Below are 21,220 nucleotides of genomic sequence, written 5' to 3' on the forward strand. Positions count from 1 at the left end.
CTCCTTTACTCATCCACACGAACTTCACGGAACATGCCCATTTCCATGTGGAGCAACAGGTGGCAGTGATAGGCCCAACGACCCAACGCATCGGCAGTCACTCGATAGCTGCGCTTGGAACCTGGCGGCATGTCGATGGTGTGTTTACGCACCAGGAAATTGCCGTTCGCATCCTCCAGGTCGCTCCACATGCCATGAAGATGGATCGGATGAGTCATCATGGTGTCGTTGACCAGCGTGATGCGAACACGCTCGCCGTACTTGAGGCGCAGAGGCTCGGCGTCAGAGAACTTGATTCCATCGAAGGACCAGGAGAATTTCTCCATATGCCCGGTGAGGTGCAGCTCGATGGTGCGACTTGGCTCACGCCCGTCCGGATCAGGGAAGGTGCTGCGCAGGTCAGAGTACGTCAGCACGCGCCGGCCGTTATCACGCAGGCCGATACCTGGGTCGTCCAGCTTGTGCGTCGGCGTCATGGTCTGCATGTCGACCAAAGGATTGTTGGTCTCTGAGGCCGGGTGTGCCTGCATGTTGCCAGCCATGCCAGCCATGCCAGCCATGTTTGAATGATCCATTCCGGCCATCTGGCTGTGATCCATACCAGCCATGCCACCCTGCATGCTGCCATGATCCATTCCCGCCATATTGCCCTGATCCATCCCGGCCATGTTCCCGTGATCCATACCGCCCATGCTGCCGTGATCCATACCCATGTCGCCCATGGCAATCAGCGGACGCGGGTCGGGGCTGGGTACTGGTGCACTCAACCCCTCCTGTACAGCAAGGGTGCCGCGCGCATAGCCAGTGCGATCCATGGATTGTGCAAACACGGTATACGCCTGTTCGCTGTCTGGTTCGACGATCACGTCGTAGGTCTCGGCCACGGCGATACGGAACTCGTCGACGCTGACCGGTTTGACGTGCAGACCATCGGCCGCAACCACAGTCATCTTCAGGCCCGGGATGCGCACATCGAAATAGGTCATCGCCGAGGCGTTGATGAAGCGCAGGCGGATCTTTTCGCCTGGTTTGAATATGCCGGTCCAGTTGCCATTGGGTGCCTGGCCATTCATCAGGTAGGTGTAGGTGTAGCCACTGACGTCAGCGAGATCCGTCGGGCTCATCTTCATCTCGGCCCACATCTTGCGATCGGCTACGGCGGCGGACCAACCCATCTCGCTTACGTCATCGATGAAGTCACCAACGGTGCGTTTGTGCTGGTTGTAGTAGTCCGACTGTTTCTTGAGCTTGGCCAGTACCCGCGTTGGATTTTCATCCGTCCAGTCGCTCAGCAACACGACGTAATCACGGTCGTAACTGAAGGGCTCGGGCTCCTTGGCATCGATGACCAGCGCGCCGTATACGCCGACCTGCTCCTGCAGCCCCGAGTGACTGTGATACCAGTAGGTACCGTTCTGGTTGACCTTGAACTTGTACTCATACATGCCGTCAGGGGCGATGCCATGGAAGCTCAGGCCAGGAACACCATCCATGTTCGCCGGCAGGATGATGCCGTGCCAATGGATGGAGGTGTCCTCCTTGAGGCGGTTGCGCACGCGCAATGTGACGGTATCGCCTTCGCGCCAACGAAGAATCGGCCCAGGGAGCGAGCCGTTGATGGTCATGGCCGTGCGCGCTGCGCCGGTGATGTTCACCGGGGTTTCACCGATGAATAGGTCGAATTCGTTACCAGTCAGTACGTTGGGCTGGCCGGGGCTGTTCACCGCCCAGACCGGCGTGCGCCACAGCCCCAACCCGCCCAGGATACCGGTGGCGGCCAGGCCTTTGACGAAGGTTCGCCTAGTGGTTTTGCTGTGCATGCCGTTGTGTCCAGTCAAATAAGCCGGAACTATCAGGACCGGCGTTGATGATATTGGCGACTTCAGTTTCAGTGGGCGCTGCCCTCTGCGGACAGCGCACCAGTCACTGCTGCCGCGAGCAGTATGAAACTGCCACATCTCCCCCCTCAGGGTGATTACATTTCTGTCAGCTTGGCTCAGCAGTTGGCGTGCTTGAGCTGCTTGCTCTGCTCGCCGGTGACCGGGGCCTCGCCTTTTTGTTGCTGAGCGAGCTGATTGGCTTCCATGGATGTCTGCCGGGCCTGCTCCATGCGAGCAAATGTACGCTCGGCGCCGCCTTCGGCCATGGCAAGGCTGGAAACACTGAGAGCGGCTACTACGAACAGCGCCTTGATCGATTTCATTTTGGATTCCTCGTGGGTTCGGGTAAGCCTCTGGATAACCGAGGCCGAGCATCAGGCTCGATGTCACCTTAGCCAGAGCGCCCTGTCAGAAGCCTGAACCGCACATTACAGTTCTGTCAGGTAGGCATTTCTTTCTTGTCGAGCCTCCCGCCTGCTCGGTAGTGTCTAACCAGTGTCCTTCCTCTGCCTTGCAAGCTTTGTGGAAAGGCATACCCGACCTGATCCGACACCACCAAGAGAGATAACCACCATGTCGACAAAATCCAACGCCGCCACCGGCGCCGCACTGGCCCTGGTTGCCGCCAGCCTCTTCACCACCCTGCCGGCACAGGCGGCGCAAGATGCCAAGGCGGCAGAAGTACAGTGCTTCGGCGTCAACGCCTGCAAGGGACAGAACGACTGCATGACCGCCAAGAACTCCTGCAAAGGCCAAGGCGAGTGCAAAGGCCAGGGCTTCAAGCTGATGACCCAGGCCAAATGTGATGAAGCCGGTGGCAAGACCAGCGAGTGATACCGCCCCGGGGAGTGCCTGCCACTCCCCTTACTGGAGCCGTGAATGAGCATGCGCAATACGCTGGGGTTTGGTCTTGGCCTACGCAGCGAGTATTACCAGCAGATCCTGGAGCAGCGACCCGCGGTCGACTGGTTCGAGATCATTTCCGAGAACTACATGGTAGAGGGCGGCAAGGCCCTCTACTTTCTCGACGCGATCAAAGAGCACTACCCCCTGGTGATGCATGGAGTTTCCCTGTCGATCGGCGGCTCTCACACCCTGGACATCGACTACTTGCGGCAGCTCAGGAAGCTGGCGGATCGGATCCAGCCCCATTGGATTTCCGATCACCTGTGCTGGAGCCGTGGCAATGCCCATCAGCTGCATGACCTGCTGCCCCTGCCGTTCACCGAGGAAAGCCTGCAGCATGTCGCCGCCAGGGTGCGCACGGTGCAGGACATCCTGGAGCGCCCCCTGGTGCTGGAAAACGTCTCCGCCTACCTGCAGTGGAAAACCTCCTGCATGAGCGAGTCACAGTTCCTTGCAGAGCTGTGCCAGCTGACCGGCTGCGAGCTGCTGCTCGATGTAAACAACGTCTATGTCAGCTCGCGCAATCAGGGATTCGATCCCTGGCAATTCATCATGGAGCTGCCGCATGAGCGGATCCGCCAGATTCACCTGGCCGGACACAGCGACTACGGACAGTACCTCATCGACACCCATGACGCGCCCATCGCTGATACGGTCTGGGCACTCTACGGCAAGACACTGGGCCAGCTCGGCGCGACCGCAACCCTAATCGAGCGGGACGACCACTTCCCGTCCCTCGACGAGCTTTTGGCCGAACTGAAGCAGGCGCGCGCGCTTGCCGATGACGCGCTGAACAGGGCTGAATCATGCAGCTGAACGCACTGCAGGATGCCCTGCAAGCCTACCTTGCAGGCGAATCCGATAGCCCTCCGGCCGAGCTGTTGGCGCAGCTTCAAGGCAGTACCGCGCTAGGCGCAGCCGACGGCCTGAGGATCTACCACAACGCCTACCGCGCGCGCCTGCTGGCGGTATTGCGCGAGGACTTCCCGGCGCTGCAGCAATGGCTGGGAGCGGAGTCGTTCGAGCAACTTGCGTTGGCCTATCTGGCCACCTGGCCGCCGCAGCACTACAGCCTTCGCTGGCTGGGCGAGAAGCTTCCCGAGTTCATCGCCGGCTACGTCGCGGAACCGCAGCTATCGCCACTGCGCGAGCTCGCCACGCTGGAATGGGCCTTTACCCTGGCATTCGATGCCGAGGACGCCGACGCGCTCTCGGCAGAAGGCATGAACCGCTTCTCGGCCGAAGACTGGGTCGCCCTTACGGCAACGCTGGTACCCTCTGCCAACTGGCTGGAGCTGCGCTACAACACGCTGGCGCTGTGGAAAGCAGCCAAGGACGGGAAGCCGCTCCCGGAGATCACCCGCCTGGCTATCGATTGCAGCTGCCTGATCTGGCGTCATGATCTGCTATCTAGGTACCGCAGTCTGGAACCTGATGAAGCGATGGCGCTGAGGCTGTTCGCAGGCGGTGAGCCCTTTGCCGGACTCTGTGAGTCGCTGCTCGCACGCCATGCCGAACAGGCACCAATGCAGGCTGCAATCTGGTTGCGACAGTGGGTGAGTGATGGGCTGTTGGTTCGATTTAAAGCCGAGGCATGAGGGCCACTGCAAAGCAGTGGCCCACTCCATTAAGCCAATTATGGGTACCGACAGCGCCCTAGGCGCCAATCGCAGCCCCAAAGCCGAGCTTCTGCACCAGATCGCGAATGACTGCCGCGCTTTCACCGGTGTCGACCGAAACTATACCACTGGCTCGGTCAATTTCGACTCGTGCATGCTGATCCAGGGACTGGATAGCTCTCGTGATCTTGCCCACACAGCTGCCACAGCCCATTCCCGTCACCTTCAAAACGACCATAGATCACCTCATCTCAGGAACGGCACCCGTTGCCGTACCCTCAGCATCAACCTTGCCACCTTGGCAAGGTCAAGCACCTGTGAACGAAGCATGAAAATCAGCGCCGGACAGGTCAGTGAAACGAACCCCATAAGGTTTCCAGCCAATAACAGGTGTGGCTAATCTATCCGTGTCTGCCGGAGGCGCAGCGCATTGAAGACTACCGACGCAGAGCTAACGCTCATCGCCAGGGCGGCAATCAACGGTGACAGCAAGTGCCCCGTCAGCGGGTACAGCAGCCCAGCCGCCAAAGGGATTCCCATCGCGTTGTAGAGGAACGCAAACGCCAGGTTCTGCCGCATGTTCTTCACCGTGGCCACCGACAGGGTGCGTGCTCGCAGGATGCCCATCAGGTCGCCCTTGACGAGGGTCACCTGAGCGCTGTTCATGGCCACGTCGGTGCCCGTCCCCATGGCAATACCCACGTCTGACCGGGCCAGGGCCGGCGCATCGTTGATCCCGTCACCGGCCATGGCAACACGTCGACCATAGCCCTGCAGATCGGCGACCAGCTTCTCCTTGTCCTGCGGTTTGACCTCCCCATGTACTTCTTCGATCCCCAGCTGCCTGGCGACGGCTTTTGCCGTCGTCAGGCCATCGCCGGTGGCCATGATGACTTTCACATCCTCGCTTTGCAGTCTGGAAACCGCCTGTTGGGAGGTTGGCTTGATTGGATCGGAAACGGCTAGAAGACCTGCCAGGCTGCTATCAATTGCCAGATAGATAATGCTGATGCCCTCTAGGCGCAGCTGCTCGGCACGATTGTGCAACGGGGTAATGTCGACGCCAGCATCAGCCATCAAGGCCGTGTTGCCTAGCTGCAATTGATGACCATCGACCAGCCCTCTCACACCAATACCAGAGCCAGACTCGAAGGTTTCCGGCTTCGCCAAGGCGAGCCCTACGCTGCGGGCATGATCGACGATGGCGTGAGCCAGCGGGTGCTCGCTGCCCTGGTCGAGGCTAGCGGCCAGGCGCAGCACCTCGCGGGGGTCATAGGCACCGGTGCCTTCCGCACTATGGAATACCGGGCGTCCTTCGGTCAGCGTTCCGGTTTTGTCGACAATGAGCGTGTCGATCTTGCAGAGGTTCTCGATAGCGCTGGCATCACGGAACAGCACACCGCTGCTGGCCGCCTTGCCCGTCGCGACCATGACCGACATCGGCGTCGCCAGCCCCAGGGCGCAGGGGCAGGCGATGATCAACACCGCCACGGCATTGATCAGGCCGAATACCCAGCCTGACTCCGGCCCGAATAGCCCCCAGCCGAAGAAGGTCAGGATCGCGATCAGGATCACCCCAATCACGAAATATCCCGCCACGGCATCGGCCATGCGCTGCATGGGCGCCTTGGAGCGCTGGGCTTTGGCCACCATCTGCACGATCTGCGACAGCATGGTTTCGGCGCCGACCTTCTGCGCCTCCATCACCAGGCTGCCATGGGTATTCAGGGTGGCGCCTATAAGGGAGTCGCCTGCCCGCTTGGTCACGGGTAGCGGCTCGCCGGTGAGCATCGACTCGTCGACCGCGCTCTCGCCCTCCAGCACCGTGCCATCCACTGGGACTTTCTCACCCGGACGTACACGCAGGTGGTCGCCCTGATGGACGTGGGTGAGAGGAATATCTTCCTCCTGGCCGTCGGGCAGGATGCGCCGCGCTGTCTTCGGGGCCAGCCCCAGCAGCGATTTGATAGCAGCAGAAGTCTGCGAGCGAGCCTTGAGTTCGAGCATCTGCCCCAAAAGCGTGAGCGAGATAATCACCGCAGCAGCCTCGAAATAGACGCCGATGCGGCCATCCTGGACGAAGGCTGCCGGAAACCATTGCGGTACCAAGGTAGCGAACACACTGTAGAGATAGGCAGCTGCCGTTCCCAAACCAATCAGGGTCCACATGTTGGGGCTACGGTGACGAATGGAGTCGATGCCGCGGGTAAAGAATACCCAGCCGCCCCATAGCGTCACCGGCGTCGCCAGAACCAGCTCAACCCAGTTCTGGGTCGTACCATGGAACAACTGCAAGGAGTGGCCAGCCATCGCCAGTACCGTGACGATGACGGTCAACGGCAGGGTCCACCAGAATCGCCGCGAGAAGTCTTTCAGCTCCGGATTTTCTTCCTCTTCCAGCTCTGGGATGACAGGTTCCAACGTCATCCCGCAGATCGGACAATTCCCTGGAGTCGGCTGGCGGATCTGCGGGTGCATCGGACAGGTGTATTCGGCGCCCTGACTCGCTGGAGCCGCTGGCTGCGGCGCAGCGGCAGGCTGGTTATGCCCTGCATGCGCCTGGTGGCTCATGTATTGATGGGGACTGGCCTGGAATTTCTCCAGGCACTTGCCACTGCAGAAACGATAGTTCTGCCCCTCAAAACTCAACCGATAAGGGCTGTCGGGCTTGACCTCCATCCCACATACCGGATCGTGATGACTGTCCGAGTGCCCGTGCGAGTGATTGGCATGATCCTGATCGTGCTGGCTGGAGGGGCTGTGCATACGGGCTATGTCCTATTGTCGTCCTTGGAAGCGGCAGAGCTGCCGGAATGGGAGTGGCCACCGTGATTGTGGCCAAACAGATGCATCAGCGGGCACAACAGCAGGATCAGGTATGGCAAGGCCTGCGAAAGATAGCCGTAATGCTCTCGCGCCACGTAGAAGACGCCGATGACAGCCAACATGATCAGCACGATACCGAACCGGCTCCTCCAGAAGGGTGGTTCAGTGGTACCAGGGTGATGAGAGTGGTCCATGACAATAGCCTCGATTCGACGGTATTGGGATCAGCATAGGTGGCTCAAGCCAGGCAGAGTTGACGCTCATCAATAGAGTCCGGCGCACGGTCACATTGACTGAGATAAAGCGCGACACCGACACGGCGCCGCCAGGCCAAAGGAGCAATCACGAAAGGCCTGAAAGTGGGGATAGTGCCTTGGCCACGAAATACCGCACACGCTAATACCTCAGCGGTTTCCATGGGAGCAGTCTCCTTCAGAAGGCAGTGGCGGGCAGCGCCAGTTCGGGGCGGAGCACGCAAGCCAGTATCCATGCCTGCACCCTAGACAAGTGAGCCTGTCGGCGACCTGAAGCCAGGATTACATTTTCGTAAGCTTCTGGTTGGTCACCCTGTTTGCCTGCACACTCGGGTCATGTCACATCAGGATCCGCGCGCATGAAACTACTGGTAGCCGAAGACGAGCCCAAAACTGGGGCCTACCTGCAGCAAGGGCTTACCGAGGCTGGGTTCACCGTCGACCGGGTCATGACCGGCACAGATGCACTCCAGCACGCATTGAGCGAGGCTTATGACCTGCTGATCCTGGACGTGATGATGCCGGGCCTGGACGGCTGGCAAGTACTGCGCATGGTGCGAGCAGCAGGCAAGGATGTTCCGGTGTTATTCCTGACCGCACGTGACGGTGTGGAGGATCGCGTCAAAGGCCTGGAGCTTGGCGCGGACGACTACCTGATCAAGCCCTTTGCTTTCTCGGAGCTACTGGCCCGGGTCAGAACGCTGCTGCGCAGAGGCAATGGCTCGCCCACCCCGACCACCATGAAAATCGCCGACCTGGAAGTCGACCTGATGAGGCGCCGCGCTATCCGTGGCGGGAAGCGCATCGATCTGACCGCGAAGGAGTTCTCATTGTTGGAGCTGCTGCTGCGGCGGCGTGGCGAGATCTTGCCCAAGTCGATGATTGCCTCTCAGGTATGGGACATGAACTTCGACAGCGACACCAATGTCATCGAGGTTGCCGTACGCCGGCTGCGCGCCAAGATTGACGACGACTTCGAGCTCAAGCTGATCCATACCGCTCGCGGCATGGGCTACATGATGGATGCGCCGGAGTGAGGATCACCCATCTTTCGCTGACCGCGCGCATGAGCCTGATGTTCATGTCCGTGGTGATTGCAGTCCTGGCCGCAGCGGGACTGGGTTTCAACATGCTCAGCCAACACCACTTCAAGATGCTCGATCAGCAGACGCTGGGCGAGAAACTCGAATCAACCCGGTACATCCTCAGCAATGCCGGCAATGGAGCAAGCCTTGCCGCCGAGTTGCCGCAACTGCGGGCCTTACTGGGAGCCCATCAGGATCTGACGGCGACCATTCTCGCCAGCGATGGTGCCGTGCTTTTTTCCGCTCCCGCGGCAGTCGAGATTCCCGACAGGTTCAGACGAGCCGCAAATGCCAGAATGTGGAACTGGCAAGACGGCGAGCACAAATACCAAGGTGTGACCGCCGAGATCCCGGTTCACGGGCAACCCCAACCACTCACCGCGATACTCGCTCTCGACGTCACCAGTCACGCACACTTTCTCGACACGCTGCAACGCTGGTTCTGGATTGGCCTGACGCTCAGCGCCCTGGTCAGTGCCGCGCTGGGCTGGGCAGTCGCGCGAAGCGGCCTCAGCCCGCTGCGCCAAGTCACGCAGGTCGCCACCTCGATCTCCGCCCGATCGCTACAGGAGCGCATCCCCCTGGGACAGGTGCCACAGGAGCTTCAGCAACTGGTTCTGTCCTTCAACGCGATGCTGGACCGGCTGGAAGACTCCTTCGTCCGGCTCTCCAATTTCTCGGCTGACATTGCCCACGAGCTACGAACCCCTCTCAGTAACCTGATGACTCACACCGAGGTCGTGCTGAGTCAGAAGCGAAATAATGAGGCCTACGAGGAAAACCTGTACGCCAATCTGGATGACTTGAAGCGCATGTCCCGAATGATCGACGACATGCTGTTTCTGGCCAAGGCCGATAACGGCCTGATCGTCCCGGAACAGAGCGACATCGAGCTGGCGGACGTTGCCGCCAAGCTGACCGAGTACTACCGCCTGCTGGCCGAAGAGCGTGACATCCGACTTTCTGTAACGGGTACAGGCCGAGTGCGTGGTGATCGGCTGATGCTTGATCGTGCGATCTCCAACCTGCTGTCCAATGCCCTGCGCTATACGCCTGAGGGGAAGACGATTTCGCTGCGGATCCGCCAGACAGCGGACACAACCAGTCTAAGCATCGAAAACCCAGGCGGCACAATCGCTCCAGAGCACTTGGAGAAGCTCTTCGACCGCTTTTACCGGGTCGATCCCGCCCGGCGCGAGGGAGGCCCGAGCAATGCAGGCCTCGGCCTTGCCATCACCCGCTCCATCATCGAGGCCCACAAAGGCCGCATCTGGTGCACTTCGGTAGAGGGCCTCACAGGCTTTCACATCGAGCTTCCTCGGCTCTCTCCCTCCTAGCGGATGGCTGTGCAGCCAAGCGCACATGACCCCTAATGAAGTTGGCTCTGCACCGGTGGAGCACCTGCATATATTCGGGTATGTGGCTTACGCCTATGTCTGCGCACGAATGGCGTTTTCCGTAAGCACTCGCCGCACCGAAGACGACTGTCTCTATGGGGCCAAGCTGGCAGTCGCCGATTTCTTTTTCAGCCGCCTATTGCCACAAACTTAGGACTGGAAGCCTGCATTCGAGCGGGTAGCTCATCCCTCTATGGACTTTCCGCTGAACAGTTCTGACGATTAAGCGTGAGCGCGGTCTAGATACTGGAGACCGCGCTTTTTCAACCGTGGCACTGCAGAGACGATCATAGGACTGAAAATCCTATAGTCCACAGCCCCAGACATACACTCAGAGCTCCTTCACCTTCTTCAACGCATGCAACCCATGCAGCGCTTCATCCCAAAGGTAACCACCCAGCTTCGAGATACTGGTAAACCACTCACTGCGTACGCCATCAATCAGCAGAATAACTCGACGATTGCTAACGAAGTCGCCATCAAAACTCATGGAGTAATCGTCAATCTGAAGCCTGCCACCTGGCTCGATCATTGAGGAGGCTGCAATACCATCGGCAAAGGCATTGCCAGCGGTTTGGTATTCATCAATACCATCGTCCGTGCTGGCGTATGCATACAACTGCCTACGGAGGTAGGTGACAGACTGATCGGTGCGATTCAGCAACCAGACCGGCTGCTTATCCGAGCAACGTGAAAAGAACGGTATTGCCAAGTAAAGCCCTTCAGGCGCTTCCTGCTCATAGGCATGCAAGTTCGCATGGGCGATAAGGTCCGCCACCTGTGAGCGGCGCGCGGAAAGCACATCAAAAGCATCGTCATCCATTCTGGGGCGGCACCCGAGAAAGGACTCTAGGGCGTCGCATGCCGACGTCAGCCGCGCGTACCGAGCCAACTCATCTGCATGCTTCTGCACCACTTGCGGATGGCATTTATCCGCAAGGCGCGAGGCCAAGCCCATAACCTCATCGTGAATGGGTCTACGAAACACTTGATACTCCTTGATACCCAGCGCTCAAATCAGGCAACGCCCGAATAGGCATGAGCTAGATCTATGCAGAACGATGCAGGTAGTGACCAGTCTTTGATACTGATTCTGGCTCAAACGGTAGACACAATTTTCCTCCCGCCAGCACTGCAGAAGCGACCATAGGATCAAAAGTCCTATGGTCATTTCAGGCAAAAAAATGCCGGTCACTTGACCGGCCTCTTTGCTATCTCGCTGCAGCGGCGCTGGTTATCCAGTCGTCGACTTCGTGCTGAAGCCAGCGGCTTGCTCGACCTATCTTCACCTGTCTCGGGAAGGCACCCTCTCGGATACGGCAGTAGATAGTTTTACGACTCAATCCGACTTTGCGGCTAACCGCATTGAAGTCCAAAAGGATCATCTCAGACATATCCCACCTCCCAGAAAGAGAGGCTGATGGATTCATGTGGGCACTGCGGTGGTAATGCGTTCCTCATAGCTGACTGCTCTGCCGGATCGTGCCTTCAAGGCATTAGTTCTACTTTTCCAATTCCGCTGCGCATCAAGTAGACAACATCACAGCAGCAAACCTAGAGGCTCCGGATAACCTCACACCTGTATATTTCCACAGCAACCCAGGTCGCGCAACAAAATACTTGACTTTTCTGAAACTTATCCAATTTCGAACAAATCTAGCTGTTCTGCTTGATGCTCATCCTCATCAGAGCTATCGAGCAGACGACTCAGCGCAGCATCGAAAGTCTCCATGGTCGGACGCATCTGGGGCAATTTCGCTTCAGGGTTATTGCGATAGTGCGTAACGACAACACCTGTTTGCCCGTGTGACTGCAACGCGTCACTATCGAAATCCTTGATGCCGTTACGCTGCATGAACTGCGTGCATGTGCGCCGAATATCACGTGGGCTAAATTTTGGGATGGGCTGGCCGTTCATTTTGGCGTGGTCAGTAGCGAGCCACTCGCTCACAGCATGAGACAAACTGGACGCGTGAATCGGCTTTTGTCCACCAACACTCCAAGGGTATACGGCCCCTGGTGACTGCAGGGCACGAACCTGTTCAAGTACCTGCAAGGCCCTGCTGCTTAAGGGAACGAAGTGAGCACGCTTTTTACTACCACGCCCTTTGCTATCGATGATCTTCAAGTACTTCTTTTGAAGGTTGTAGCTGGTCCAAGGCTCACGGATAAACTGGAGGGGACGCTGCCCTGCAGTAGCAAAAGCAAAGTGAAAGACGCGCGCCATAATCGCACCAACCGAATCGACCTTGGTGATGGTGTACCAGAATTGTTTAAGTTCCTTATCAGTGAGAGCGCGCTCACCAGGTTTTGACGTGTTCGGGACAGTCACTGGATCCGCCGGATTCATCTGAAGTCCGTAGCTTTTAGTACTGCTTCGGTCGATATGATGCTCAGCTTTTAGACCAAAATTGAAAGCAGCCACGAGAAACGAACGAACCTTGCCCGCCTGACGCCTAGCTCCTCTGTCCCAGATTGGTTTCAGCAGAAGATTCACATGCTCCGGCCTGACATCCTTGGCCTTCATATTCATGATGTCGAGCCGTTCCTCTTGGCCTTCCTTGCTCACGGCTACAACTTTCTCGCCTTCCAGATCCTTAGACAGCACACGCTCAAACTCCTTGATCTGCGCAGCTGAAACACCATCACGGCGACGGTCTTCGATGTAATCCCGAAACAATTCAGACAAAGTGCCTTTTGAAGCCTCTATTGCAGCAAGTCGCTGCTGCTCATGCAGCTGGCGCTGGCGTTCGACTTGCTCGACCTCTTCCTCGGCAGCACATCTGGCTAGGTAAGCCTTGATATCACCATGCTCTGCCGCGATCTTTGCGTAACGTACCGCTTGCTCGCGAAGTTCAGTAAGTGAGAGACCGGGGCTCTTGGGTGTTTTCTTGAAGACTCCTAGCTTGATCTTCTGGCCCCCGCCATCGCGGCGGCGGTAGTACCCTTCAACAGCTCCTGAAGCACGGCACTCGAACAGGATTGATCCACTACCTCGGCCTGGCAGTGAATCGGTGGCAGTCTGACCAGGCTTAAGCGCCTTCAGCTCCACATCTGTCAGAAATTTCCTACTACTCGCCTTGCCCGATGCCTCTGCCATTTCTGCGTACCGTTTTGCGTACCGTTTCTTAGGGCATGACCGGCCATACCCAGAACCAAGGGGAAACACCTAACCCCTTGAATTTAGGATAACGCGCTAAATCGGCTTTTTTCGGGAGACGCTGGGAAACGACCAGAAACGTGCTTTTTACCGCCTCATAATCCTTTGGTCCACGGTTCGAGTCCGTGTGGGCCCACCACCTTCAAAGCCGCGCAATGCGCGGCTTTTGCGTAGGTGCAGCGGAGCAGGCATGTTCCATGCCCCGCCCTACGGCTCTTGAGGAGCCGAGGCCAACTGCATAAATTATCGCAATCCCCCAGCACCCACTCAATTGCCAGGATGGTGATTCATGCCCAGCCCTACCGGTTCGACCCCTTTCTCCGCTGTCGGTCTATCAGGCAACACCCAAATCGACAGCCTGATCCACGGCACCAAATGGGGAGGCATGACCGGTAGTGGCACCACGCTCAGCTACAGCTTCCTGGGCCCCACTGCTCAATTCGCCTACAACTACGGTGACTACGAGTATCTGAACGCCTTCGTTCTGACCTCGGGCCAGCAGAGCGCAACCATTGCGGCTCTGGCAGAGTGGAGTGCTGTTGCCAACATCACCTTCAACAAAGTGAATGAAACCAGCACCTTGGTCGGCACCATGCGTTTCGGCGGCTATGCCGGGATGGATCCGAACTACGCCGCCTGGGCCTACCTGCCAGGCTCGACGCCAGAGGCAGGTGATGTCTGGCTAGGCCCCAGCTCGGGGGCCAATCCCAAGCCGGGCGACTTCGACTATCACGTCCTGGTTCACGAAATCGGCCATGCCCTGGGGCTCAAGCACCCCTTCGAAACCAGCGCCGTAAGCAATGTCTCACTGGCAGGCACCCAGTATGACGACGTGCGCTATACCGTGATGAGCTACAACGATCCCTACTATTTCGAACCGACCGGGCCAATGTTGCTGGACATTGCGGCCATCCAGTATCTGTATGGCGCCAACATGAGCTGGCAGACCGGCAACAACACCTACAAGTGGGATGCCAACAGCAGCGTATTCGAGACCATCTGGGACGCCGGCGGCACGGACACCATCGATGGCAGCAACCAGGCCAGCGCGGTGAACATCAACCTCAACGCGGGCAGCTTCAGCAATATCGGCAAGGTGTTCTGGAACGGCAGCAGCTACAACAACAACTGCCTGGCCATTGCTTACGGTGCCCAGATCGAAAACGCCACTGGCTCCAAGTACAACGACAGGCTCACCGGCAACGAGCTCAACAATGTGCTCAACGGTGGTGGTGGCGCAGACCAGATGAGCGGCGGCAATGGCAACGACACCTATCATGTCGACAATGCCAACGACGTCATCAGCGAAACCAATGCCGACCGCGCCTCGGGGGGCAATGATGTCGTATACAGTGCCCTGTCCGCCTACACCCTCGGCGCCAACCTGGAAAATTTGCGCATCCTTGCCAGCGGCAACGCCAACGGTACCGGTAATGGCCTGAACAATTTCATTTATGCGGGTACCGGAAATAACGTACTGGATGGAAGTACGGGCACAGACACGCTTTCTTACTACTATGCAACCCAGGGCATAACCGTTGACCTCGGGCTTACTAGCGCACAGGCTACCGGCGGTTCTGGCAGCGATACTCTGCGCAATTTCGAGAATATCAATGGCAGCAAGTACGCCGACAAGCTGACCGGCGATAACGCCGACAACAGACTGAGCGGCGATGCCGGCAACGACATACTCAATGGCCGCGGCGGTGCGGACAACATGATCGGTGGCGACGGTGGCGACACCTATTATGTCGACAACCTCGGCGATGTCGTCAGCGAAACCAACGCCAACCTGTCCACCGGCGGCAGTGACACCGTCTTCAGTTTCCTCTCCGACTACAATCTGGGCGCCAACCTGGAAAATTTGCGCATCCTCGCCAGCGGTAACGCTAACGGCGCGGGGAATGCGCTTAGCAACATCATCTATGCCGGCATTGGAAACAATGTTCTGGATGGCGGTGCGGGCGCAGACACCCTTTCCTACCGTTATGCCGAACAAGGCGTCTCTTTCAATCTGGGGCTGACCGTTGCGCAGTCCACCGGGGGCTCGGGTAACGACACTGCGCTCAACTTCGAGAACCTGAGCGGCAGCCTCTACGATGACGTGCTGACTGGCAATTCTGGCAACAACAAGCTTACTGGCGACGCAGGCAACGACACCCTCGACGGCGGCGCCGGTGCGGATCAACTGGTCGGCGGCGATGGCAACGATACCTATCATGTCGACAACAGCGGCGATGTCGTCAGCGAAACGAACGCAGACCGCACAGTGGGCGGCAATGACACTGTCCTCAGCCAGCTGACCGCCTACACCCTCGGCGCCAACCTAGAGAATCTGCGAATACTGGCCAGCGGTAACGCTAACGGCACTGGCAATACTCTGAACAACATCGTCTATGCCGGCATCGGGAACAATGTTCTGGATGGTGGCAGCGGTATCGATACGGTGTCCTATCGGCATGCGGGACAGGGGGTGGCTATCGACCTGAACCTGACCGGCGCTCAGGTCACCGGCGGCTCTGGCAGCGACACTCTGCGCAACTTCGAGAACCTCAACGGCAGTCTCTACGACGACAAGCTGACCGGTAATAGCGGCAATAACAGGCTCAGCGGTGACTCCGGCAACGACATCCTCAATGGTCGGGGTGGCGCCGACAACATGATCGGCGGTGATGGTAACGATACCTACTATGTCGACAATGCCGGTGACGTGGTCAGCGAAACCAACGCCAACCTCTCCCAGGGAGGCAATGACACCGTCAACAGCTCTCTGTCCGCGTATACCCTGGGTGCCAATCTGGAAAACCTGCGCATCCAGGCCACCGGTAGCGCGAACGGCACCGGCAACGCGCTGAACAACACGATATATGCAGGCAGCGGCAACAACCGTCTCGACGGTGGCGCTGGCGAGGATACGCTGTCCTATGCCAGCGCCAGCGCCGGCATTACCATCAGTCTCGGACTGACCACGGCTCAGGCAACAGGCGGCTCCGGCAGCGACACCGTGCTCAATTTCGAGCACCTCACGGGCAGCAACTACAACGACCGCCTCACCGGCAACAGCCTGGCCAACACCCTGCGCGGCAGTGGCGGCAATGACCAACTCAATGGTGCTAGCGGCAATGATGTACTGGTTGGCGGCAGCGGCACCGACCAGTTGACCGGGGGCAGCGGCCTCGACCGTTTTGTCTTCAATGCGCTCAACGAACTGGGACTGGGCTCGCTACGCGACGTGATCAAGGACTTCAAGTTCGCCGAAGGCGACCTGATCGACCTCTCAGGGCTGGACGCCGACGCAGGCACGACCGGGACAAATGAAGCCTTTACCTTTATCAACGACGCTGCCTTCATCGACGGCAGTGCCGCGGCACAGCTACGCTTCAGCGAAGGGATTCTCTACGGCAGCCTGGATGCCGACGCCGATGCCGAATTCGAGATACAGCTACTGGGCGTGGCCAGCCTGGACAGCACCAGCCTGATCGTCTGATCGCGATGGACGCTCCCGGTGCATCAAGCGCCGGGCATGCCATCGACGACATGCCTTGCCAAATAGACTGAACAAGGAACCTGTATGAAAGGACTCATCGGCACCCTGGCTATGCTGGCGACCCTTGTCTCGCCTCAGCTACAGGCCGCCAGCAGCCATACCTCCTGCAGCGCGGCAAGCCAGGCCGGCTATGTGATCACCAGGATCCAGGAACGCTCCAGCTCCTGCAACAGAGGCAATCTCTACACTTTCACCAGGCTGGCTGGCGAAACCGTGCTGGAAACCTGCGTCAACAACATCCCCGGCGGCTGGGTCAACTCAAGGTTGCGCAGCTACACCGGCTCCGGCATCTGCGGTAGCACCAGCGGCACACCCAAGAACATCTGGCAGATCAGCAACAGCCATGGCCAGATCAAACTCAACTCCTGCCTGCAGAGCGGCCTGCCCTCAGGCTGGGTAATCACCCGCCAGACCAGTTACTCGGGGTCGGGCGACTGCGGTCAGGCCAGCGGCAACAAACGCATCATATATGAGGTCCAGAGCACGGCTGGACAGAGCCAGATGAATGTCTGCAGCGGCTCGGTACTGCCCACCGGCTGGCAGGTGGGTGCCACCTCAAGCAGTTCGAGCTGCGGCAGCGGCTCCGGCAATCTATGGAAGATACTCAATACGGCAGCACCGAATGCCATAGCCCTGCATCGCTACGCCAATGCCAAGACCGGCGACCGGCTGTACGTCACCAGTCGCAATGACAAGGGCATGGCTGCCTACGGCTACAGTTACGAGCTCATTGCGGCCAAGGTGCCCGACAGGGCCGTGTTCGGTACTGCACCACTGCACCGTTACTACAACAAGGCCACGGCGGACAGTCTCTACACCATCAGTCGCGATGATGCAGGGCAGAAAAAGGCCGGCTATGACTATGCCGGCACCGCAGCCAACGTCTACACGGCCAAGGTGCCCAACTCCACTCCGCTATATCGCTACTGGAACCCAGGCAACAAGCACCACCTCTACCTCATCGAGCACTTCCCCGATGGCGTCTATGGCTATCGCCTGGAAAGAGGTGAAGGCTTCGTCTACAAACCCTGACGATAGGCGAAACACCCTGCGACGGTGCCTACCGGATGCTGCGCAAGAAGCGATTTCAGCCAGGTAACCCGCGCTGCAGCACGACAAGTGCCTGGTGATGGCTTCTGCCCCGCCACTCGCCCTGGCCAGAGGCAGGGCATGACGGGGGCGTGGGCTGAGGGGCGGGCGCTGACTCTTCCAGCTGCGCGGTAAAACCGGCAGGCAGCCAGCCTCCGATCCCCCTGACAGATGGAGTTCCGAGCAGCAGCCCCCGTATTCCCCGACCGCCAGACCCGCTCACTCGCCAAGCTCGAACGCCTGTCCAGCACGTTTCTCGCGATACATCGCGGCATCGGCATGCTTGAGCAGGGTCTCCAGCCGATCACCATCTTCGGGGTAGTGCGCCAGGCCGATGCTGGGGATGATGCGCAGCGGGTGGCCGTCGATGCACAGTCCGCGCCCCAGCTCCTGGCGCAGCTTGGCGGTGACCCGCTCGACACTTGCCAGATGTTCGACATCCTCCAGCAGTAGCACGAACTCATCGCCGCCGATGCGGGCCACCGAGTCGGCCTCGCGCACGCACTGCAGCAGGCGGCGCGCAACCTCCTGCAGCAGGCGGTCGCCGACGGTATGACCGTAGTTGTCATTGACCTGCTTGAACTTGTCCAGATCGAGGAACACCAGGCTGAACCTGCCGCCACTGCGGCGGGCGCGGGCCAGCGCGCTCTCGATGCGGTCATGCAGGAATGCGCGATTGAGCAGCCCGGTCAGCTCGTCGTGGCGTGCCATGCGCTGCAGACGCTCATACAGACGTTTGCGCTCGATCGCCGTCGCCACCTGGGTCGAGACGAAACGCAACAGTTCTCGACTGCTCTCACTGTAGCGAGCCTGGCCACAGGGGCTGCGCAACACCAGGGCACCGATCACCCCGGCTTCAGCGAGCAAGGGCGCGCCCAACCAGCTCTGCCCGGCCTCGGTTGCCAGCAATACGGGCTGGCCGGTGCTGAGCAGCTCGCGGCAAAGCTCCACCGGCGGGCTCAGAGCAGCAGCTGGGCTGGCTCGACTGTCGACATGGTAAGGGAACTCCAGCCGGTCGCCATGGGGGTCGTACAGGGCCACACAAAACTCTGTCGCAGGCAGCAGCTGGTCGACGATCTGGTGAATCTGGCAGAACAGTGCCGGCAGGTCCCGGGCCGTGTGCGCCGCCTCGGAAACACGGTAGATGGCGGCCTGCAAGGCTTCCGCCTGCTTGCGTGCACTGATGTCGCGGGCCACGCCGATGCGCAGCTGATCGGCTTCCGACCAGCGCGCCGACCACATGATGTCGACCAGGCGACCATCCTTGTGCACGTAGCGATTCTCGAAATGCGCCTGCGCCTGCCCCGCCATCACCGCCTTTGCCGTGGCCAGGGTGCGCTCGACATCGGCGGGTGCGACGAAGTCGAGCATGCGCCTGCCGATCATTTCTTCCGGCCGATAGCCGAAGATGCGCTCGCAGGCTGCGCTGACGAAAACGAAGCGGCCCCTGCCATCGACCATGCAGACCGCGTCCAGGAGCAGATCGAGTGCATCGGCGGGAAAGGTCGGGCTGTGATTGTTCATGGCCTACTACGGTGGCATGGGAGCACGCTGTCACTGACGGACAACTTAGCACGCGCCCATGCCTGATCGTAGCCCGGTCAGCGCAGGGTCAGCCCGAAGGGTTCATCGGCAAAGTCGAAGCAGGCAAGAAAGGTCTTCAGATCCAGCAGACTACCCTCGACCTCGACATCCCCCAGCAGCACGCCCTTGAGCAGGCCGCTGTCACCGGTCAGCAGGCGCTCCATGAACACCTTGTCCATGCTCAGCCTGAGCGTGGTTCCCGCGGGAATGCCGCGGTGCAGCTGGGCCACGCCGCGGCGTACCTCCAGCGCCCACTGCTCGCCGATGTCGGGAAAGTCGAAGCCGAGGGTCAGCTGCACCTCGCCGGCCTTGTCCGGATCGACGCGGGTGATCCAGTTGTTGAGGAATATCTGCGGGGTGAAGTTCCTCGCCATCTCCGGCGACAGCAGCACCCCGCGCAACACCAGGGCCTGCTCGCGCACGTCGTCGCCATCGAAGCGCCCCTCCAGCTCCATGGCGCTGCTCAGGTACCAGTTGCGCCAGTTGATGTTCATGCTGGCATAGCCCAGCTTGCGCAGGCTGCGCGCCTTGATGTCGCGCGCCAGCTCATCCTCGCGATCGATGCGGATGGCATAGCCGGCCAGTTCGGCAGCCCACTGGTAGTCGCCCTTGAGGTAGGCCTCGCCGGCCGCCAGCAGCACCTTCTCGCGGCCCCCCATCAGGGTGATCAGGCGCTGCGCTTTTTCGCGCGGCGGGAGCGGGTCGAGGTCCACCGGGTCGCCCTGGAACCAGCCCAGGTAGCCGTTGTAGATCTGCCGCACGCTGTGCTTGACGGTGCCGTAGTACTCGCGCAGGTAGGGCGTGTAGCCGGCCAGGTGCGGCGGCAGCTTGACCTTCTCCACCAGCTCGTCCGGGGTCAGGCCCTTGTTCATCCAGCGCACCGTCTGGTCGTGGATGTAGGCGATGCCATCGCGGGTCATGCGCAGCACTTCCTCCACCTGCGCCGCGCCGCTCACCGGGCGGCCGTGCAGCGGCACCATGTGCTCGGCCTGCAGCGAGCGCAGCAGGTCGAGGCTGGCCACCCAGAGCACCGGGTCGCGGAACTTGGTACCGCGCAGGGTGTGGATGTTCGGCAGAGTCGGCCCCTGGTCGACCTCGGCACTGATCAGCACGCGGTTGTCCGGCAGGTACAGGACGATCTCGTCCGGCGCCTCGCTGGGCGCGTGGAGCAATTGCACCGGCAGCCCGGCGATGTGGGTGTCCAGACGCTCCTTGAAGGTGATGGTGGGGGCGATGAAGGTGGACGGCTCGGCCTTGGCCAGCGGCCCTATGCCGGCGTTCATGTCACGATTGTCGGCGGGCTCGAGGAAGGTGCCGAAACTGTAGGCCGAGCGCACGCCGAGAATCGGCCCGACCAGCGCGCCCTGCGCCACCACGTTGGCCAGCAGGCTCTCGTGGGCGTAGATCTGCACCTCGCCGCTGGCCACCTGCTCGGGGCTGACGAAGGCCTGCACACCGTTGATGTGATCCGGGTGGAAGTGGGTGTAGACCACCGCCTTGACCGGCTTGCTGCTGACCTTGCGCAGCTCGTCCATGATCTTGCGCGACTCGCTGACCGACTCGCCGGTGTCGACGATGATCAGCCCCTCGGGTGCGTCGATCGCCACCACGTTGCCGAGCTGCCAGCCGACCGCCGACCAGACGTTGTCGGCCACCTTGTACAGTTTCTGGGTGAAGTGCGCGGTGTGCTGCTTCAGCTCCGGGTGGATGCTCGGCTCGATGCGCTCGTCGGGCAGTTGCGCCAGGGCGGAAAACGGCAGGACGGCGGCCAGCAGCAGGCCGCCGAGTCGGCAGGGGAACAGGGTCATGGGCACGGCTCATTGCAGTTATTGTCGTGCTGTGCAGACTGGCCGAGCCCTGCTAATAATTCCAA

General features: G+C 59.8%; 18 protein-coding genes. 8 read left to right on the top strand and 10 right to left on the bottom strand.

Annotated elements, in window-relative coordinates:
- Positions 1 to 5 precede the first annotated feature (5 nt).
- Positions 6 to 1,820 carry a copper resistance system multicopper oxidase gene (locus AAG092_RS09535; RefSeq protein WP_373389481.1) on the bottom strand — a complete coding sequence of 605 codons (1,815 nt, stop codon included), beginning with the start codon at positions 1,818 to 1,820 and terminating at the stop codon, positions 6 to 8.
- Positions 1,821 to 1,996: 176 nt separating this feature from the next.
- On the bottom strand, positions 1,997 to 2,203 hold the full coding sequence (locus tag AAG092_RS09540) for a co-regulatory protein PtrA N-terminal domain-containing protein (protein WP_233685280.1): 207 nt from the start codon (positions 2,201 to 2,203) through the stop codon (positions 1,997 to 1,999).
- Between the two features lie 250 nt (positions 2,204 to 2,453).
- Between AAG092_RS09540 and AAG092_RS09545 the strand changes: the two genes are divergently transcribed.
- From AAG092_RS09545 to AAG092_RS09555, 3 genes are read left to right on the top strand one after another with little or no spacing between them, the layout of a single operon-like run.
- Positions 2,454 to 2,714, top strand: a complete 261-nt coding sequence (locus AAG092_RS09545; RefSeq protein ID WP_233685281.1) for a hypothetical protein — start codon at positions 2,454 to 2,456, stop codon at positions 2,712 to 2,714.
- A 45-nt stretch (positions 2,715 to 2,759) separates the two neighbouring features.
- Positions 2,760 to 3,602 carry a DUF692 domain-containing protein gene (locus AAG092_RS09550; RefSeq protein ID WP_233685282.1) on the top strand — a complete coding sequence of 281 codons (843 nt, stop codon included), beginning with the start codon at positions 2,760 to 2,762 and terminating at the stop codon, positions 3,600 to 3,602.
- Positions 3,593 to 4,384, top strand: coding sequence for a putative DNA-binding domain-containing protein (locus AAG092_RS09555; RefSeq protein WP_373389482.1), 792 nt, complete (start codon positions 3,593 to 3,595; stop codon positions 4,382 to 4,384). The genes AAG092_RS09550 and AAG092_RS09555 overlap by 10 nt, the downstream gene beginning before the upstream one ends.
- A 58-nt stretch (positions 4,385 to 4,442) precedes the next feature.
- Here AAG092_RS09555 and AAG092_RS09560 read toward each other — a convergent pair whose 3' ends face one another.
- From AAG092_RS09560 to AAG092_RS09570, 3 genes are all read right to left on the bottom strand, one after another.
- Positions 4,443 to 4,643: a heavy-metal-associated domain-containing protein gene (locus tag AAG092_RS09560; protein WP_233685284.1), complete on the bottom strand. Its 201-nt coding sequence runs from the start codon at positions 4,641 to 4,643 to the stop codon at positions 4,443 to 4,445.
- Positions 4,644 to 4,801: 158 nt separating this feature from the next.
- Positions 4,802 to 7,171, bottom strand: coding sequence for a heavy metal translocating P-type ATPase (locus AAG092_RS09565; RefSeq protein ID WP_373389483.1), 2,370 nt, complete (start codon positions 7,169 to 7,171; stop codon positions 4,802 to 4,804).
- 5 nt (positions 7,172 to 7,176) lie between these two features.
- Entirely contained in the window at positions 7,177 to 7,425 is a 249-nt protein-coding gene (locus tag AAG092_RS09570) for a DUF2933 domain-containing protein (RefSeq protein ID WP_233685286.1), read from the bottom strand.
- Between the two features lie 419 nt (positions 7,426 to 7,844).
- Between AAG092_RS09570 and AAG092_RS09575 the strand changes: the two genes are divergently transcribed.
- The 3 genes from AAG092_RS09575 to AAG092_RS09585 are packed head-to-tail and all read left to right on the top strand — an operon-like array spanning position 7,845 to position 10,121.
- Entirely contained in the window at positions 7,845 to 8,522 is a 678-nt protein-coding gene (locus AAG092_RS09575) for a heavy metal response regulator transcription factor (protein ID WP_233685287.1), read from the top strand.
- A gap of 2 nt (positions 8,523 to 8,524) precedes the next feature.
- The gene (locus AAG092_RS09580; RefSeq protein WP_233685791.1) at positions 8,525 to 9,907 is read left to right on the top strand and encodes a heavy metal sensor histidine kinase; all 1,383 of its coding nucleotides are present in this window, start codon (positions 8,525 to 8,527) and stop codon (positions 9,905 to 9,907) included.
- Between the two features lie 25 nt (positions 9,908 to 9,932).
- Positions 9,933 to 10,121, top strand: a complete 189-nt coding sequence (locus tag AAG092_RS09585) for an acyl-CoA dehydrogenase C-terminal domain-containing protein (RefSeq protein ID WP_373389484.1) — start codon at positions 9,933 to 9,935, stop codon at positions 10,119 to 10,121.
- Positions 10,122 to 10,298: 177 nt separating this feature from the next.
- Here the strand turns inward: AAG092_RS09585 and AAG092_RS09590 are convergent, their stop codons facing one another.
- From AAG092_RS09590 to AAG092_RS09600, 3 genes are all read right to left on the bottom strand, one after another.
- Positions 10,299 to 10,790, bottom strand: coding sequence for a hypothetical protein (locus AAG092_RS09590; RefSeq protein ID WP_373389485.1), 492 nt, complete (start codon positions 10,788 to 10,790; stop codon positions 10,299 to 10,301).
- A 388-nt stretch (positions 10,791 to 11,178) separates the two neighbouring features.
- Positions 11,179 to 11,397 carry a helix-turn-helix transcriptional regulator gene (locus tag AAG092_RS09595; protein ID WP_373389486.1) on the bottom strand — a complete coding sequence of 73 codons (219 nt, stop codon included), beginning with the start codon at positions 11,395 to 11,397 and terminating at the stop codon, positions 11,179 to 11,181.
- 206 nt (positions 11,398 to 11,603) lie between these two features.
- A complete protein-coding gene (locus AAG092_RS09600; RefSeq protein ID WP_373389487.1) occupies positions 11,604 to 13,067 on the bottom strand; it encodes a site-specific integrase in 1,464 nt (487 codons plus the stop codon).
- Positions 13,068 to 13,416: 349 nt separating this feature from the next.
- Here AAG092_RS09600 and AAG092_RS09605 point away from each other — a divergent pair, with 349 nt between their 5' ends.
- A complete protein-coding gene (locus tag AAG092_RS09605; RefSeq protein ID WP_373389488.1) occupies positions 13,417 to 16,614 on the top strand; it encodes a M10 family metallopeptidase C-terminal domain-containing protein in 3,198 nt (1,065 codons plus the stop codon).
- Between the two features lie 84 nt (positions 16,615 to 16,698).
- Positions 16,699 to 17,706, top strand: coding sequence for a hypothetical protein (locus AAG092_RS09610; protein ID WP_373389489.1), 1,008 nt, complete (start codon positions 16,699 to 16,701; stop codon positions 17,704 to 17,706).
- 276 nt (positions 17,707 to 17,982) lie between these two features.
- On the opposite strand, the gene AAG092_RS09615 is transcribed toward AAG092_RS09610, so the two are convergent.
- Together AAG092_RS09615 and AAG092_RS09620 are read right to left on the bottom strand one after the other, a co-directional pair.
- A complete protein-coding gene (locus AAG092_RS09615; RefSeq protein WP_373389490.1) occupies positions 17,983 to 19,287 on the bottom strand; it encodes a diguanylate cyclase domain-containing protein in 1,305 nt (434 codons plus the stop codon).
- Between the two features lie 77 nt (positions 19,288 to 19,364).
- Positions 19,365 to 21,155, bottom strand: coding sequence for an alkyl/aryl-sulfatase (locus AAG092_RS09620; RefSeq protein WP_373389491.1), 1,791 nt, complete (start codon positions 21,153 to 21,155; stop codon positions 19,365 to 19,367).
- Between the last annotated feature and the right edge of the window lie 65 nt (positions 21,156 to 21,220).

Origin of the sequence: Pseudomonas alcaligenes (assembly GCF_041729615.1) — a bacterium.
GTDB classification, from domain to species: domain Bacteria; phylum Pseudomonadota; class Gammaproteobacteria; order Pseudomonadales; family Pseudomonadaceae; genus Aquipseudomonas; species Aquipseudomonas alcaligenes_B.

Bases quoted from the DNA above. Each gene is read 5' to 3' on its own strand.
- AAG092_RS09535 (WP_373389481.1), bottom strand. From the start codon at position 1,820: ATGCACAGCAAAACCACTAGGCGAACCTTCGTCAAAGGCCTGGCCGCC.
- AAG092_RS09540 (WP_233685280.1), bottom strand. From the start codon at position 2,203: ATGAAATCGATCAAGGCGCTGTTCGTAGTAGCCGCTCTCAGTGTTTCC.
- AAG092_RS09545 (WP_233685281.1), top strand. From the start codon at position 2,454: ATGTCGACAAAATCCAACGCCGCCACCGGCGCCGCACTGGCCCTGGTT.
- AAG092_RS09550 (WP_233685282.1), top strand. From the start codon at position 2,760: ATGAGCATGCGCAATACGCTGGGGTTTGGTCTTGGCCTACGCAGCGAG.
- AAG092_RS09555 (WP_373389482.1), top strand. From the start codon at position 3,593: ATGCAGCTGAACGCACTGCAGGATGCCCTGCAAGCCTACCTTGCAGGC.
- AAG092_RS09560 (WP_233685284.1), bottom strand. From the start codon at position 4,643: ATGGTCGTTTTGAAGGTGACGGGAATGGGCTGTGGCAGCTGTGTGGGC.
- AAG092_RS09565 (WP_373389483.1), bottom strand. From the start codon at position 7,171: ATGCACAGCCCCTCCAGCCAGCACGATCAGGATCATGCCAATCACTCG.
- AAG092_RS09570 (WP_233685286.1), bottom strand. From the start codon at position 7,425: ATGGACCACTCTCATCACCCTGGTACCACTGAACCACCCTTCTGGAGG.
- AAG092_RS09575 (WP_233685287.1), top strand. From the start codon at position 7,845: ATGAAACTACTGGTAGCCGAAGACGAGCCCAAAACTGGGGCCTACCTG.
- AAG092_RS09585 (WP_373389484.1), top strand. From the start codon at position 9,933: ATGACCCCTAATGAAGTTGGCTCTGCACCGGTGGAGCACCTGCATATA.
- AAG092_RS09590 (WP_373389485.1), bottom strand. From the start codon at position 10,790: ATGGATGACGATGCTTTTGATGTGCTTTCCGCGCGCCGCTCACAGGTG.
- AAG092_RS09595 (WP_373389486.1), bottom strand. From the start codon at position 11,397: ATGAATCCATCAGCCTCTCTTTCTGGGAGGTGGGATATGTCTGAGATG.
- AAG092_RS09600 (WP_373389487.1), bottom strand. From the start codon at position 13,067: ATGGCAGAGGCATCGGGCAAGGCGAGTAGTAGGAAATTTCTGACAGAT.
- AAG092_RS09605 (WP_373389488.1), top strand. From the start codon at position 13,417: ATGCCCAGCCCTACCGGTTCGACCCCTTTCTCCGCTGTCGGTCTATCA.
- AAG092_RS09610 (WP_373389489.1), top strand. From the start codon at position 16,699: ATGAAAGGACTCATCGGCACCCTGGCTATGCTGGCGACCCTTGTCTCG.
- AAG092_RS09615 (WP_373389490.1), bottom strand. From the start codon at position 19,287: ATGAACAATCACAGCCCGACCTTTCCCGCCGATGCACTCGATCTGCTC.
- AAG092_RS09620 (WP_373389491.1), bottom strand. From the start codon at position 21,155: ATGACCCTGTTCCCCTGCCGACTCGGCGGCCTGCTGCTGGCCGCCGTC.